The organism is Paraburkholderia solisilvae, from assembly GCF_902859875.1.
GTDB classification, from domain to species: Bacteria; Pseudomonadota; Gammaproteobacteria; order Burkholderiales; family Burkholderiaceae; genus Paraburkholderia; species Paraburkholderia solisilvae.
This window is the reverse complement of sequence record NZ_CADIKF010000028.1, coordinates 22,657-35,749: the sequence shown is the minus strand read 5'-3', so window position 1 is coordinate 35,749 and position 13,093 is coordinate 22,657. Positions and strand designations below refer to the sequence as shown.

14 protein-coding genes are annotated in these 13,093 nt (G+C 60.8%); 8 read left to right on the top strand and 6 right to left on the bottom strand.

Annotation, left to right across the window (positions count from 1 at the left end):
* Nucleotides 1-4: 4 nt before the first annotated feature.
* On the bottom strand, nucleotides 5-298 hold the full coding sequence (locus HV675_RS18045) for a hypothetical protein (RefSeq protein ID WP_175112298.1): 294 nt from the start codon (nucleotides 296-298) through the stop codon (nucleotides 5-7).
* A 571-nt stretch (nucleotides 299-869) separates the two neighbouring features.
* Here HV675_RS18045 and HV675_RS18040 point away from each other — a divergent pair.
* Nucleotides 870-1,772 carry a LysR family transcriptional regulator gene (locus tag HV675_RS18040; protein ID WP_175112297.1) on the top strand — a complete coding sequence of 301 codons (903 nt, stop codon included), beginning with the start codon at nucleotides 870-872 and terminating at the stop codon, nucleotides 1,770-1,772.
* 98 nt (nucleotides 1,773-1,870) lie between these two features.
* Nucleotides 1,871-2,305, top strand: coding sequence for a cupin domain-containing protein (locus tag HV675_RS18035; protein WP_175112296.1), 435 nt, complete (start codon nucleotides 1,871-1,873; stop codon nucleotides 2,303-2,305).
* Between the two features lie 161 nt (nucleotides 2,306-2,466).
* On the opposite strand, the gene HV675_RS18030 is transcribed toward HV675_RS18035, so the two are convergent.
* Nucleotides 2,467-3,069, bottom strand: a complete 603-nt coding sequence (locus HV675_RS18030; protein ID WP_175112295.1) for a TetR/AcrR family transcriptional regulator — start codon at nucleotides 3,067-3,069, stop codon at nucleotides 2,467-2,469.
* Between the two features lie 220 nt (nucleotides 3,070-3,289).
* Here HV675_RS18030 and HV675_RS18025 point away from each other — a divergent pair, with 220 nt between their 5' ends.
* The 5 genes from HV675_RS18025 (at nucleotide 3,290) to HV675_RS18005 (ending at nucleotide 8,735) form a co-directional block, all read left to right on the top strand.
* A complete protein-coding gene (locus tag HV675_RS18025) occupies nucleotides 3,290-4,279 on the top strand; it encodes an alpha/beta fold hydrolase (RefSeq protein ID WP_175112294.1) in 990 nt (329 codons plus the stop codon).
* A 169-nt stretch (nucleotides 4,280-4,448) separates the two neighbouring features.
* Complete coding sequence (locus HV675_RS18020; protein WP_175112293.1) at nucleotides 4,449-5,171, top strand: SDR family NAD(P)-dependent oxidoreductase; 723 nt, start codon at nucleotides 4,449-4,451, stop codon at nucleotides 5,169-5,171.
* A gap of 150 nt (nucleotides 5,172-5,321) precedes the next feature.
* Entirely contained in the window at nucleotides 5,322-6,134 is an 813-nt protein-coding gene (locus HV675_RS18015; protein WP_175112292.1) for an acetoacetate decarboxylase family protein, read from the top strand.
* Nucleotides 6,135-6,407: 273 nt separating this feature from the next.
* The gene (locus tag HV675_RS18010; RefSeq protein WP_175112291.1) at nucleotides 6,408-7,361 is read left to right on the top strand and encodes a helix-turn-helix transcriptional regulator; all 954 of its coding nucleotides are present in this window, start codon (nucleotides 6,408-6,410) and stop codon (nucleotides 7,359-7,361) included.
* 138 nt (nucleotides 7,362-7,499) lie between these two features.
* The gene (locus tag HV675_RS18005; RefSeq protein WP_175112290.1) at nucleotides 7,500-8,735 is read left to right on the top strand and encodes an MFS transporter; all 1,236 of its coding nucleotides are present in this window, start codon (nucleotides 7,500-7,502) and stop codon (nucleotides 8,733-8,735) included.
* Nucleotides 8,736-8,809: 74 nt separating this feature from the next.
* On the opposite strand, the gene HV675_RS18000 is transcribed toward HV675_RS18005, so the two are convergent.
* The 3 genes from HV675_RS18000 to HV675_RS17990 are packed head-to-tail and all read right to left on the bottom strand — an operon-like array spanning nucleotide 8,810 to nucleotide 11,020.
* Nucleotides 8,810-9,442, bottom strand: coding sequence for a glutathione S-transferase family protein (locus HV675_RS18000; protein ID WP_175112289.1), 633 nt, complete (start codon nucleotides 9,440-9,442; stop codon nucleotides 8,810-8,812).
* Nucleotides 9,443-9,477: 35 nt separating this feature from the next.
* On the bottom strand, nucleotides 9,478-10,224 hold the full coding sequence (locus HV675_RS17995; RefSeq protein ID WP_175112288.1) for an SDR family NAD(P)-dependent oxidoreductase: 747 nt from the start codon (nucleotides 10,222-10,224) through the stop codon (nucleotides 9,478-9,480).
* 49 nt (nucleotides 10,225-10,273) lie between these two features.
* Entirely contained in the window at nucleotides 10,274-11,020 is a 747-nt protein-coding gene (locus HV675_RS17990; protein WP_175112287.1) for an SDR family NAD(P)-dependent oxidoreductase, read from the bottom strand.
* 154 nt (nucleotides 11,021-11,174) lie between these two features.
* Here HV675_RS17990 and HV675_RS17985 point away from each other — a divergent pair, with 154 nt between their 5' ends.
* Nucleotides 11,175-12,074 (top strand): LysR family transcriptional regulator, encoded by a 900-nt coding sequence (locus tag HV675_RS17985; protein WP_175112286.1) that lies wholly within the window; start codon nucleotides 11,175-11,177, stop codon nucleotides 12,072-12,074.
* Nucleotides 12,075-12,156: 82 nt separating this feature from the next.
* Here HV675_RS17985 and HV675_RS17980 read toward each other — a convergent pair whose 3' ends face one another.
* Complete coding sequence (locus HV675_RS17980; protein ID WP_246270365.1) at nucleotides 12,157-13,020, bottom strand: M24 family metallopeptidase; 864 nt, start codon at nucleotides 13,018-13,020, stop codon at nucleotides 12,157-12,159.
* Nucleotides 13,021-13,093 lie beyond the last annotated feature (73 nt).

Sequence of the window (13,093 nt, the reverse complement as noted above, 5' to 3'; positions counted from 1 at the left end):
GTGCTTAATTGCTGTTCGCGGCCGGCGACACGGTGCTCGGTCTCGCCAACGTGTTGTTGACCCCGTACGCGGTGGCGCCGGATGTCGAACTCGTGTTCGCGGCCTTCTGCGAGCTCGCGTTCGACGTACCGCTGTCCGAGTTGGTCGCGCCAGGCGTGCCGTAGCCGTTCGTTGTAACGGCGGCGGCGGCCGGCGACACGACCGTCGGGGTTGCCAGCGTGTTGTTCTGCGCATGAGCGCCGCCCGACAGCGCGAGTGCGGCGACGGCCGCGGTTAATGTGCCGATTGCTTTATACATGATTCGCTCCTCCATGCTTCGTTCCTCCAAGATTGGGCTGAAATAACGACGCAGCCGATCGCCGCCTGCTTGACCATGAATTGGGTAGTCGCACCGTGCCCGATGCTGTTACCTGCACTGAGAAAATGTAGTGGATCGATTTTCTGAAGTACTTCCAACAGTATAGGTCAAGCAACGAATGCGCGCTGTCGGCACCGCCGGATTGTCGACGATCCTCACATCAGCGCTGATCGGCCGATATTGACGAGCTATAGCCTGATGCGAGAGGCATGAACCGGCCGAGACGTGAGCGCCGCGGTCGTTTGAAAACACATGGCAAGCCGGTTTGGTTTTAGACGAGCCCCGCTACGCCAAGACGGCGCGATCTGGATGAAAGGCTGAGCGGCAACCGGCACGCTGCTGCGCTGCACACCGATTTCGCCGGCGACTTCCGCCGCCTTATGGTTTACACCAACGCGTCGCCGGTTCAGCACGGGTCGACCGCTTCGACCGGCAGCGACGACCCATCTCGCGGCAACGAAAAAGCGCCCGCTATACACTCGGGCACTTCCAAAGCAAGTGCTGGACGGCCATGGACCTCAACGCCCTTCAAACCTTTATCGCGGTCGTGCGGGCCGGCGGGTTCGCGGCTGCGGCGCGCGAAACCGATGTGCCGCGTTCGTCGGTCAGTTCGACGATCCGCAAACTCGAGAAAAACCTCGGGGTGCGTCTGTTCAAGCGATCGACACGCGCATTCTCACTGACTGCCGAAGGCCAGACGCTTTATCAGAATTGCGCGAATGCGATGAGTTCTCTCACCGACGCCGTCGCGAGCGTGACGGGTGGCGGCGAATCGTTTGGTGGTGAAATCCGCATGACGCTCCCTGCGGATTTTCCCGCACATATCGCTGCGGCAGCCATTGCCGAATATCGGCAACGGCATCCGGCTGTCCGCTTTCATATCCGCAACACCAACGAGGTGCTCGACCTCGTCGCGAACAACATTGACCTGGCACTGCGTATCGGGTCGTCGAACCCGCAGGATGCGATTATCCGCGGCGTCATCAACATGAACCTCGGGCTGTTCGGCAGCAAACGCTATGTTGAAACAACAGGCGTTCCGCTACACATCAGGGAAGTCGCTTCGCTTATCGGCCCCCAACGCGCTGAACTGCGGCGCCTGATCCTGGAAAGCTTTGCGAGCGATGCGCGTCCTGCCGCGTTTGACATCGTTGCCGATAGCTTTACCTTCATTCGCGAACTTGTTCTGTGCAACCAGGGCGTGGGCATCCTGCCGATATCCCTTTGCCGGGCAGACATGGAGGCCGGCAGTATGGTCCGTGTCCTCGATGAGCAATTCTCCCTGACGGTCCGCATGTGTCTGACTCATCCATCGCGAGCGGACCTCAGTCCAAAGGTGGCGTCGTTTGCGCAGGTGCTGGCGCGGCACCTCGAAGCCGGGTCCAATTCACTGGCGCCCGCCGCGATTGGCTAGAATCGTAGCCGCTGCGTTTGCGCCTGTCCCCTATCTGGATGGCCGAAGACCTGCAAAAATCGTCATGACGCTAACCGTTCATGAAAGAAGGAGTGACGATGGAAGCGGGAATCACGCATGAGTTCGAGACAACAGATTTTGCAGGCATCACCGCGAGAATCATCAACCCCGGCTCCTGTCCGTTCACTGTGCTTGATATGTCCGTCAAGCCCGGCTTTGGCGCGCCGCGCCATATTTCGTTCAGCGAGGACAAGCTATTTATCGTGATCGAAGGCGTTTTCAAATACGTCATCGATGAAGAGACGGGTCTCGCGGGTCCGGGTGATCGAGTGACGGTACCGAAAGGAATGGTCCACGGCTTTACCAACGTCAGCGACGGCGTTGCCAGGCAGATTCTGGTGTCGACGCCGCGACGCCATGAGGATTTCTTTCGCGATATGCACAATATCCCCGAGCCCCGGGAAGCGAACAGGGATCGACTTCCCGCCATTACACAACGGCATGACCAGGCAATCGTCGGGGCGCTTCCCTGAAGCGTTTTTATTCCATCCAGGCGCGCTTGTCACGCGTCGCACGTACGATCGACCAGGCAATGGAAGACACCATCGCTCTTTCGATGTCTGGGAGGTCAGTCAAACCGTCGGGTTCCCCTTCGCGACGGTGGGCGCCGCTAGCGATGCCTGAACCGCATGATCTAGTGCTTCGATCTTGCACTCGTGGATTGCAGCAAGGGGGCCTTCTCGAGAAGGGCGGACGCCGTGTCTTTGGCCAATAAGAACGGGGCTGTATCGTTCGAGGCCTGCGAGAGTGCCAGGGCACCCTGAAGAATCAGGTTGAGTTGCTTGGCGAGGCGCTGAGGTTTGGCAAAACCCGCCCGCCGGCACAGTTCGAAAAATCTCACTTCACCGCGCGAGTTTGCGCTCATTCCAAGCTCGACAATGCCGTCATGCTTGCCGGCATATTCTTGCGCCGCCTTCATCCCGAGACAGCCGCGCGTGAGCATGCGATCCGTATTCCTGCGGACATCGAAGAATTCGAGGATCTGCTCGCGCGGATCGCTAATGTTTTCGACCGGACCGAAGAGCTGGTGTTCGACGACCTCGCTATAGAACCGCAGCACGGCCTCGATCAGATCCTCTTTCGACGGGAAATACTTGTAAAGCGTGCGCTTGGATATGCCGCTGCCGGCCAACGCAGCTTCCATTCCTGTCGCGTGGAAACCGCTTTCGTAGAAACGATCGAAAGCATATTTCACGATCTCGAGCTTTTTGCCTTCGATCTCTGTGTCCTGACCCATCTCATCATCCTCGTGATTCCCGCTTGATATTTATAGCGGATCCTGTTGACAAAGTAAACGATGTCGTTTACAAATTGAGGGTGTAAACGGAATCGTTTACTTAAGCGCGGTAAGCATCCGGTCCGATTTCCGCTCGACGAGCGTCCCGGACGCCGTCGCGAAGCTTGCTTTCACCGCGACAACGGATCGTTCCGTTTAACCTTTGCAGGATAAACCCTTCATGCTCACGCGTCGTTCCTTTGCAACCAGTTTTCTCGCTGGTGCTGCAGTCATGGTCGCATCCAGCGCAACGTCGGCCAAAGCCCCGAGCACGAGGCCGGATAGAAAATCGTCGCTCACCGGCAATCTGGCTTTTCCAACACGCTACCGAACGGTGGATATCGACGGAGCGTCTGTCTTTTACCGTGAAGCGGGTGCGCCGGGTGCACCGGTTGTACTGCTGCTGCCGGGCTGGCCGTCATCATCGGCGATGTTTCGTGATCTCATCCGTGAACTGTCAGTGAACTACCATGTTTTCGCTCCGGATTATCCTGGCTTCGGCAACAGCGAGGTACCCGATCGCTCGCATGCTCCCTATACATTCGATGCCCTCGGCGAAGTCATCGGCAAGTTTGTCGACAAGGTCGGCATCGGGCAATACGTTCTGTATGCAACGGATTTCGGAGGTCTCGTCGGGTATCGCGTGATGCTGAAAACGCCTCACCGGATGACAGCGCTGGTCGCGCAAAACAATCCGCTATTCCTGAGCGAAAGCCCATGGTTCGGGCCGCTCGTGCCATATTGGAAGGCCGGCACGGCGGAGAGTCGCGACAACGCGAGGCAACACTATCTCACCCTCGACGTGGTTCGCGATCTGTACGTCACCGGTGTACGCGATACGTCGCTGATCGACCCGGAGCAGTGGCAGGTGGATTATTCCTCGTTGCAACGTCCCGGTGCCGCGGATATTTCGCTCGATCTGCTCTACGACATCCGCACCAACGGTTCCACACTCAAGCGTGCTCAGGACTACCTGCGTGCACAGACACCGCCGACGCTGGTTGTCAGCGGGAAGAACGATATTTTGTTCCCGGCGGAAAATCAGCAGCGATATCGCGAGGTCGTACCAAACGCAGAGATCCAGTTGACGGACAGCGGTCATTGCGCCTTGGCCGACAGGAGCGAAGAGATAGCGAGCCGGATGCATGATTTCCTCCGTCGAGTGCTCTAGCCAGACGAAGCCGGTTGCCCGTCGATGTTCATGCTTGTACTCCAGCCAGTCGTGGTGACGCGAAACGGAACAAGCTGACAGACATTCCTTTGATGAACTCCAATTCATGGCCTCGCGGGCCGAGAATTTCACCATATTCTTTGTTCTACAAAACATATAGGGGAAGACAATGTCGCTCTCGAATAAAGTTGTCCTGGTAACGGGCGCCAGCCGCGGCATCGGCGCAGCGATCGTGCGGGAGATGCTGAAGGCTGGTGTCTCTCGCGTTTACGCCAGCGCGCGCAATCCGAACACCCTGCCGGACTTCCGGGATTCACGGGTCATCCCGCTTCAGCTTGATGTGACGAGCGATGCATCGGTGAACGCGGCGGCAGCCGTCGCAACCGATGTGGACGTGCTCGTGAACAACGCAGGCTCATTGGCTTTTGGCGACTATATGGCCGGCGCCTGGGAGACTTTCGAAGACGATGTGCAGACTAACTACTTTGGCACGCTGCGTGTCGTCAGGGCCTTCACACCACAGTTCATCGCGCGCCAATCCGGAACGATCGCGAACCTGAGCAGTGTGGTCGGGTTATCTTCAGTTCCCGCAATGGCAGGGTATTCCGCCTCGAAGGCCGCCGTGCATTCACTTACCCAGTCGCTGCGGGGGACTTTGGAAAAGTTCGGCATTGTGGTTGTCGGTATCTATCCCGGACCTATAGAAACGGAACTGGCTAAACCGGTTCCCTATCCGAAGGTCGCGCCGGAATACGCGGCCGTGAATATCGTAAAGGGCATCGAAGAAGGGCACAGCTATGTCTTCCCCGATCCTATGGCGACGCAGGTCGAGCAGCTCTGGTCGACCGACAACCGGAAACTGGAAAACGTTTCGCTGCGCCTTGGCGGCTAGAGTCCGATCACACACGTTTCAATCTGGAAAATTACGTGTGTATGCACTTTAAACTTCGGTATGCGTGATGTTTGCTTCGTGTCGATGCGCCTCTCGCCGCCGTTCTGACGGAAGCTGTCCACATTCGGCCATCTACACTGGAGTGCCATCATGCCCAAACCGTATGCAATCCCGCTTTCGCCCCGTGGTCTATCGAACATTGCACCGCCGCCGCCGTGGCACTATTCAGGGGACTGCCTGATCGTCGAATTCTGGGCCGATGTTGCCGCTGTTGCCGCAATTCTGCCGGCTGGTCTCGCGATGGATCCGAACTCCGCCGGACATGCGGTCGCCATGTTCGTCGACTGGCAGTTCACCGGCGAGAACGACGAGCTACTGGAACCGGCGCGTTACCAGTATCGCGAATTCTTGCTGCTGGTCGATGCGGTCTACGACACACAACCGGTTGCCTATTGCCCATACATCTTTGTGGACAACGATTCGTCGCTGATGCGCGGGCTGATTCAGGGCTTTCCGAAGCGCCTCGGCGCCATCCACCAGACTCGTACTTTTGCCGCGTCGAGTCCTGCCTCGGCCATCGTCAAGCCTGGAGCACGTTTTGCCGCCACGGCATCCACCGCGGGGCAACGCATCGCACGGGCGGAAGTGACATTGACCGCGAAGCTGGACGACCCCTCCAAACTCAGTCTGACGAGTCGGCCCCTTGTGAATCTGCGACACTTTCCGCGACTCGCCGCAGGTCAGCACGACAAGCCGGCCGTCCATGAACTCGTGATGTCGGTGATGGACAATGCGAATTTCGCAGATGCATGGGCGGGCGACGGACAGTTGAGTCTGCCGGTCGTCGACGGCGAAGAGATTTCCGATCTCGCGCCGGTACGCGTCGGTCCCGGCTATCGTGTCTCAATGTCTTATACGGTGACGGACCTGAAGACTTTGCTCGACAAGACGCAAGCCGGCTAACCGGACATTCGCGACGAATGGGTATTGCATTTGCACCCCGGTAGAGCACAGTTCGCTCGCTTCGGTTGATTTGCTCGATGCGCCGAAGGCAAAGCTCGTTCATCGGTGGTGTTGCATCGGCTTGTCTCGTGGCGACACGTCGCTTGCACGCCGGCGGCAATCGAATCAGCGCGCCCGCAGTATGCGTCGCTGGCGGCATGGCGTGCCTCAAACTCGCGGAACGCGCCTGTGTGTGCGATGTCAATCACATTAGACTTGCCGCAAGGAACGGCCATGAGCGATTCGATTGTCACGAAGGCGGACCTCGAAGTCGAAGCGAATCTTCGCGATTGGAGAAAGCGTGTCTTCGAGAACTGGGGCATGCATTGCGATCTCGGTTCGACGATGCATGCGCGTTCGAGCGTGCATAGCTGGGCTTTGGGACGCGTGAAGGTGGCGACCGCCGAGTTCGGCTCGCAGGCATGGACGTCGGCCGGTCCAGCCAGCCCCGCCGCGGTATGGCGCAAGGACGCGATGACGTTGAAGCTCGTGCAGTCCGGCTCGATCGAACTCGAGCATGACGGCCGTTGCGAACGCTTCGGGATCGGCAGCGTGGTGCTCGTCGATTGCGCGGCGAACTATCGGGAATCATTCGAAGAAGATACGCAGATCGTGCTGATGCAGTTCCCGAAGCAAGCGCTTTTCGAGCGGGGCTTTCGCCGCGCCGCCGGCGGTGGTTTCGACGCGGCCGACGCGACGGCGCCCGATGTCCGCGCATTGCGAGACTTCGTGCTCCATGCAGCCCGGCAGGGCGAGGCGCCAAGCATGCGCGTGCGAGGCCGGCTCGGCGAGCAGTTGCTCGATACGCTCGATGTCGTTGCCGATACCGCTGCTGGCAGCCGCCGCGCGCGCAGCGGCGAAGCAACCCTGTACCGCGCCAAACGGGTCATCGAGCAGCATTTCGGCGACACGGCATTGAACCCCGAGCAGGTGGCCACGCATGCGCACGCGTCCGTCGATCATCTGCACCGGCTGTTCAGGGCCGAAGGCATCACGCTGATGGGTTACGTGTGGCGTGTGCGTCTCGCGAAGGCAATGCATCTGTTGTCGCAGGACGAAGGCAGGCACCACATGCAGATCCAGCAGGTTGCGTATCAATGCGGGTTCGCCACACCTGCGCATTTCAGCAGGGTGTTCCGCAAGCAATATGGTGTGACGCCACGCGAAGCGATGGACGCTGCACACTAGCCGTCGGGCCATAGCCGTCCGGCGGGCGTCGGCCGAACGTCGCCCGCGGAGCATGCCGGCGCCGCTCACGGTCAATCCGGCAGCGCGGCGCTTCACTAACCTCTTCCCATGAAATCGGGCATGGTCAGGGAGAGGGAAATGGCATCGAACCTTTTACGCATTGCATCGGATCGCGCGCGCAAGCGTACGCGAGCGTTCGACCCGCGCGTCTGGCTGCTCGCGATCGGCGCGTTCGCCATATCGACAGATCTATACATCGTCTCCGGACTGCTGCCGGCGCTGGGGCGCGACTTCGGCGTCGAAGTGGTCTCCGCGACGCTGGTTGTGACGTCCTATGCGCTCACCTATGCGCTCGCGGCGCCGTTCCTCGCCGCCTGTACGGCGCGGCTGCCGGGCAGGCTGGTCGCGGCTGCCGCGATCCTGCTGTACGGCATCGGCAACGTGTTCTGCGCGCTTGCGCCAAGCCTGGGTGCGTTGATTGTGGCGCGCATTGCCGCCGGCGTCGCAGCGGGGATGTATGCTCCGGCGGCCTATGCGCTCGCCGCGTCGCTCGCGGCCGATGGACGCAAAGGGGCGGCGCTGTCGGTCGTGACGTTCGGGCTGTCGCTTGCCACCGTATTCGGCGTGCCGATCGGCAATCAGATCGGCCATTGGTATGGCTGGCGCGGCGCATTCGCTTTCATCGTCGCGCTCAGCGTGGCTGCGGCGGTCGCGCTTGCGCTGCTGATGCCGCGCGGCAACGCGCCTGCGGCATCGGTCGCCGTGCCGCTGCGCGCACGTTTCGCCCCACTCGCGCACGGCCGCACGTTGCTCGCGCTGTTGCCGAATCTCGTCTGGTATGCCGGCATTCTCGGCTTCTACAGCTTTCTCGGCGCAAGCTTTACCGTGCAGCACTTTTCCGCTTCGGCGGTGAGCACGATCTTTCTCGTCTACGGCATCGGCGCGCTGATCGGCAGCCGCATCGGAGGTCTGCTGGCCGACCGGTTCGGCGCAGCGCGTGTCATCGCCATCACCTTGCTGATCGCGACAGCCGATCTGGCCGCGTTCGAATACGCGACTGCGTCCGAAGTTCGCAGCGCGATCGCGGTATTCTTCCTCGGGCTTACCGGCTGGTCGCTATTTCCCGCACAGCAGGCGCGTCTCGTTGCGATCGCCGATCCGTCGAACGTACAGGTCGTGCTCGCCTTGAACAGCACGGCGCTGTATCTCGGCGTCGCGAGCGGCACCGGCCTTGGCGCCGCGCTGCTTTCGCGCGGCGTGGGCGTGCTTGAATTGCACTGGTTCGGGCCGGCGCTGCTGCTCGCCGCATTGGCGATCTTCGGCGCGAGTTGCGCGGTTGAGGGCGGCCGGCGCGCTTCGCATGCCCGGCGGTGATATCGCGGTGGCGCGCCGCGTTCGGGTTCGTGCGCACCTCACGCGCGACACGGAAGCAGCATCCGTCGAACGCGTTACGCCGTCGCGCTGGGACGTGTTGAAACCCGTTCGTACCATTTCCTGATGGCGACATGATGATCAGGAATCGGCATTGCGAAAGCGCGGATGGCGAAATCCACTGCAACGAGCGCCGTGATGTCCGCTGCCGTATAGTGCTCGCCCGCGACGAACGGAACGCTCGACAGTCTTGCCTCGAGATCGTCATAAAAGTTCGTCACGCGCCGCTTGCTGCGTTCGACCAGATCGGCAATCTGTTCGTATCCGTGCGGCCCGGAAATGGCTCGCCCTTTCAGCCCCGCCGCGGCGTTGCGCACGCCTTCCATCACCGCTGCAAATCCGTCGATTTCCGCGCGCCGCTCCCACATCGCGACAATGGCCTTTTCCTGTGGCGTGACTCCATACAGCGGCGTCTGCGCGAATGCATCGTCGAGGTAGCGCATGATGACCGCCGTTTCGCCGATTGCCGTGTCGTCATCCAGCACGAGAGTCGGTACGACCGCGCGCGGATTGACGGCGCGGTACGCGTCCGAGAACTGCTCCCTGTTCGCGAGATCGACAGGAACGAGCGGGATGTCGAGTCCCTTTTCCGCGAGCAGAATGCGAACGCGGCGCGAGTTAGGCGACCCGCTGGCGTGATAAAGCTTCATGATTTTTCTCCATTCGGAATTGAGATGACGTTGGATCAGAGCTTCGATCCGCCGTCCACATGCAAGGTGTCGCCGGTGACCCAGCGGGCTGCGTCGGAGGCGAGGAAAGCCACGGCCGCGCCGATGTCGTCCGGTTCCGCCATGCGTTTGAGCGCCTGAATGCCGATCGCGAAGTTTCGTCCCGCATCGGTCTTCGCGAAACTGGACATATCGGTCGGCACCACGCCGGGTGCGACCGCGTTGACACGGATGCCCCGTTCGCCGAGCGCGGCGCCGAAATGTTTGACAAGCGTGTCAATAGCGCCCTTGGTGGCCGCATAGGCCGCTAGCGTGCCGAGCGCCGCGTGCGCGGCCAGCGACGAAAGCAGCACGATGCTGCTGCCTTTGCACATCACGGGCAGCAGTTGCTGAACAAGGAAAAACGGCGCGCGCACGTTGACCGCGAACAGGTCGTCGAACTGTTCAATCGTCGTCTCTTCAATCGTTGCGGCCCCGGCGATGCCGGCATTCGCAACCAGTATGTCGAGGCGGCCGCCGACGATCGCCCGCGTGCGCTGCGCGAGCAGGTGCGGACCATCAGCCGCGCGCAGGTCGGCCGCAATCTTCTCGGCTGTGCCAGCCGCTTGCCGTATTTCGGCGACTACGGCGTCGGCCTCTTGCGCGCCGCTGCCGTAGTGAACCAGCACCTGGGCGCCGGCCTTCGCCAGCGCTAGCGCACTGGCGCGGCCGATGCCGCGCGATGCGCCGGTCACCAACGCGGTCTTGCCGGTCAATGTGTTCATGATTCGATGCTCCTCGTTTCGGACGACGTGAGATTTGTGAAAGTGCGGATCAGCCCGCCGTCTTGCCGCCGTCGACCGTGACGATCTGCCCGGTCACGAATGCGGCGCCTTCGGACGCCAGATAGAGCACCGCCGCGGCAATATCGGCCGGGTTGCCGATCCGCGCGAGCGGTACGGTGCCTGCCAGTACCGCTTTTCTCTCCGGTGTGCCGGTAAAGCGGTCAAGCATGCCGGTGTCCGTCGGTCCAGGCGCGACCGCATTGACGCGCACCCCCGTGCCGGCCACTTCGAGCGCCGTCGATTTGGTGAACCCTTCGACCGCGTGCTTGCTGCCGGCGTAAATGGCGGCATAGGCCGCACCTTCGTGGCCATAGGTCGACGAAATGTTGATCACGCTGCCTGATCGTTGGGTCGTCATGACACGCAATTCATGCTTGAGGCTCAACAGCACGCCCAGCACATTGGTGTCGAAAGTGGCGGCATAGCTGTCTGCCGACGCGTCGGTGATCGGGCCGGGCGTGCCTTCCGTGCCGGCATTGTTGACAGCAATGTCAAGCCTGCCGAAGCGGGACACGGCCTGATCGACGAGACGGCGGACCTCGTCGTCATGGCGCACGTCGGCCTGCACGAAGAAGGCTTCAGCACCGAGCTCGCGCAACTCGGCCTCGAGGGCTGCGCCGTCGGTCGGGCGGCGGCCGGAAACAACGAGCCGGGCTCCCGAGCGGGCGAAAGCGACGGCGGTGGCGTGGCCGATTCCGGTCAACGCGCCAGTGATAAGAACGACGGGGGCAGTCATGAGAAACTCCTGTAAGGTATCGCTACGATGCATGAGTGGTTGGCGTTCGCAGCAAGGAAAGTGTCTACAGGGGCTAATCTAGAGGCTTCCCGAGTCGATTAAAAAGACTTTTGAAGCTGGGGTGCATGCCTGACAGGCATGAGGAGACGAATCGATGGAACTGCGTCATCTGCGGTATTTCATTGCGGTTGCCGAGACCGGCAGCCTGACGGAGGCGGCCGCGAACCGGTTGCATACGTCGCAACCTTCACTGAGCCGGCAAATTCGCGATCTGGAGGATCAGGTTGGCGTGGCACTGCTGCTTCGCAGTGCGCGCGGTGTCGAACTGACCGAGGCGGGCAAGGCCTTTATCGATCATGCCCGGCTCGCGATGGCTCAGGTGGATGCCGCGGTCGAAGCGGCACGGCGCGCGGCGCAGCCGGCGAGGCCGCGCTTCGCGCTGGGCTTTCTGACCGGTCAGGAAATGACATGGCTGACCGATGCGATGCACCTGTTGCGTGAGGAGTTGCCGGCTATCGAGGTCACCGTCTCCAGCGACTATTCGCCGGAACTGGGCGCCGCATTGGCGCACGGCAAGCTCGATGTGGCGTTCATGAGAGCGGAGCCCGGCTATGGCCTCGAGTACAAGGTCGTCACCAGGGAGCCGCTCGTCGTGCTGATGCCGAGCGATCATCCATTGACTGCGCGCAAAACGGTGCGGCCGGACGATCTCCGGCACGAGCCGTTCATTGCGATGGCCGATAAGGCCAAAGTGCTAAGACAGGTAATCGACGCATATCTGGCGGAGGCGGGCGTAGAAGTAGACGTCGCGCAACGCGTCGACAACCCGGCGATGGTGATGTCGCTGATTGCTTCGATGCGCGCTGTTACGTTGATACCGGCCTATGTGCAAAACCTGATGCCGTGGTCCGTCGTGAGCCGGCCGCTGGAAGGGGAGGTACCGACTATCGAGCTGGTCATGGGTTACAGCCCTCGCAATACAGCGCCGATTGTCAGCCTGTTCCTGTCGCGGGTGGACGAGTTGATATCGAGGATTGCGAAGCGTCCCGCATGACGCTGGTATACCGGAAGAAATCGCATCCTTTGACGCGTGCGTTGTCGACAAGCCGGAACATGTCCACGTATAGCGAGCGTGATCAGACCAGCAAGTCCTCGTAGAATGCGCCGAACGGCCGGGCCGGATGGGCAAGCTGGATTTCAAGAATCCACAGACCGGCGTCGGGACAATCCGCGAAATCGCCGAGATCGCCTGCTTTGTAAATCGCATGCGGAAAGTCGCTGACGCGGTGGCCCTTGATGTCCAGATTCAGACGCCAACCGAGCGCCTCGGCACGTTGCGCCGCGAAGTCATAGAGCGCTGTGCCGCCTGCGCCGGTCAGGCGCCAGTGCTGCTCCACCTCGTCAAATACCGTTTTCGCGGCGTCCGCGCAGGCCTTCATTTCCGCATCGTTGCCGACGACGAAGGTCGCGCCGGCGTCGCCCTCGTGCTGATTCCAGACCACGCCGAGATCGATGAAAAAAATATCGCTCGGCTGGAGCCGCGGGTCGCCGTCCGATCTCTGCTTGAAAGTCTTCAGCGTGTTTTCGCCAAATCGCACCAGCACCGGATGCCAGATCCGCTCCATGCCTGCTTCCTTCAGCACGTCGTTGCATAAAGCGGTCGCCTCCGATTCGAGCATGCCAGGTTGGATCAACTGCGCGAGGCGATCGACCACCTCCCATGTTTTGCCTTGCGCATACTTCATCGATTCGAACAGATATTTGCTTCCGACTGCCTGCTTTGCTGCTGCGTCCATCCGCTTTCTCCAGTTATATCTTTTGAAATATAACGAGCGAATGCTTCGGTGTCCACGTCCTGTCTCCGTGCATTGAGCGTTGCGGCAATGATCGTTTCCCACGAACCTACGCGCTTCCTTTGGAAATCGGAACTTGAAGTGGGTATGTCGCGGAGAATTTCCGCAGTCTGGTTGAGCGAGTCCCTGCACATGCGGCTGGAACACTATTGCTGTCGATCTGTTCCATTCCGGCTTTCATGCACTTATGACGCGCTTTAGCTTGACCCGGGTCCATCCA

Bases quoted from the DNA above. Each gene is read 5' to 3' on its own strand.
- HV675_RS17995 (WP_175112288.1), bottom strand. From the start codon at position 10,224: ATGAACACATTGACCGGCAAGACCGCGTTGGTGACCGGCGCATCGCGC.
- HV675_RS18010 (WP_175112291.1), top strand. From the start codon at position 6,408: ATGAGCGATTCGATTGTCACGAAGGCGGACCTCGAAGTCGAAGCGAAT.
- HV675_RS18040 (WP_175112297.1), top strand. From the start codon at position 870: ATGGACCTCAACGCCCTTCAAACCTTTATCGCGGTCGTGCGGGCCGGC.
- HV675_RS18045 (WP_175112298.1), bottom strand. From the start codon at position 298: ATGTATAAAGCAATCGGCACATTAACCGCGGCCGTCGCCGCACTCGCG.
- HV675_RS18020 (WP_175112293.1), top strand. From the start codon at position 4,449: ATGTCGCTCTCGAATAAAGTTGTCCTGGTAACGGGCGCCAGCCGCGGC.
- HV675_RS18030 (WP_175112295.1), bottom strand. From the start codon at position 3,069: ATGGGTCAGGACACAGAGATCGAAGGCAAAAAGCTCGAGATCGTGAAA.
- HV675_RS18025 (WP_175112294.1), top strand. From the start codon at position 3,290: ATGCTCACGCGTCGTTCCTTTGCAACCAGTTTTCTCGCTGGTGCTGCA.
- HV675_RS18015 (WP_175112292.1), top strand. From the start codon at position 5,322: ATGCCCAAACCGTATGCAATCCCGCTTTCGCCCCGTGGTCTATCGAAC.
- HV675_RS18035 (WP_175112296.1), top strand. From the start codon at position 1,871: ATGGAAGCGGGAATCACGCATGAGTTCGAGACAACAGATTTTGCAGGC.
- HV675_RS18005 (WP_175112290.1), top strand. From the start codon at position 7,500: ATGGCATCGAACCTTTTACGCATTGCATCGGATCGCGCGCGCAAGCGT.
- HV675_RS17990 (WP_175112287.1), bottom strand. From the start codon at position 11,020: ATGACTGCCCCCGTCGTTCTTATCACTGGCGCGTTGACCGGAATCGGC.
- HV675_RS18000 (WP_175112289.1), bottom strand. From the start codon at position 9,442: ATGAAGCTTTATCACGCCAGCGGGTCGCCTAACTCGCGCCGCGTTCGC.
- HV675_RS17985 (WP_175112286.1), top strand. From the start codon at position 11,175: ATGGAACTGCGTCATCTGCGGTATTTCATTGCGGTTGCCGAGACCGGC.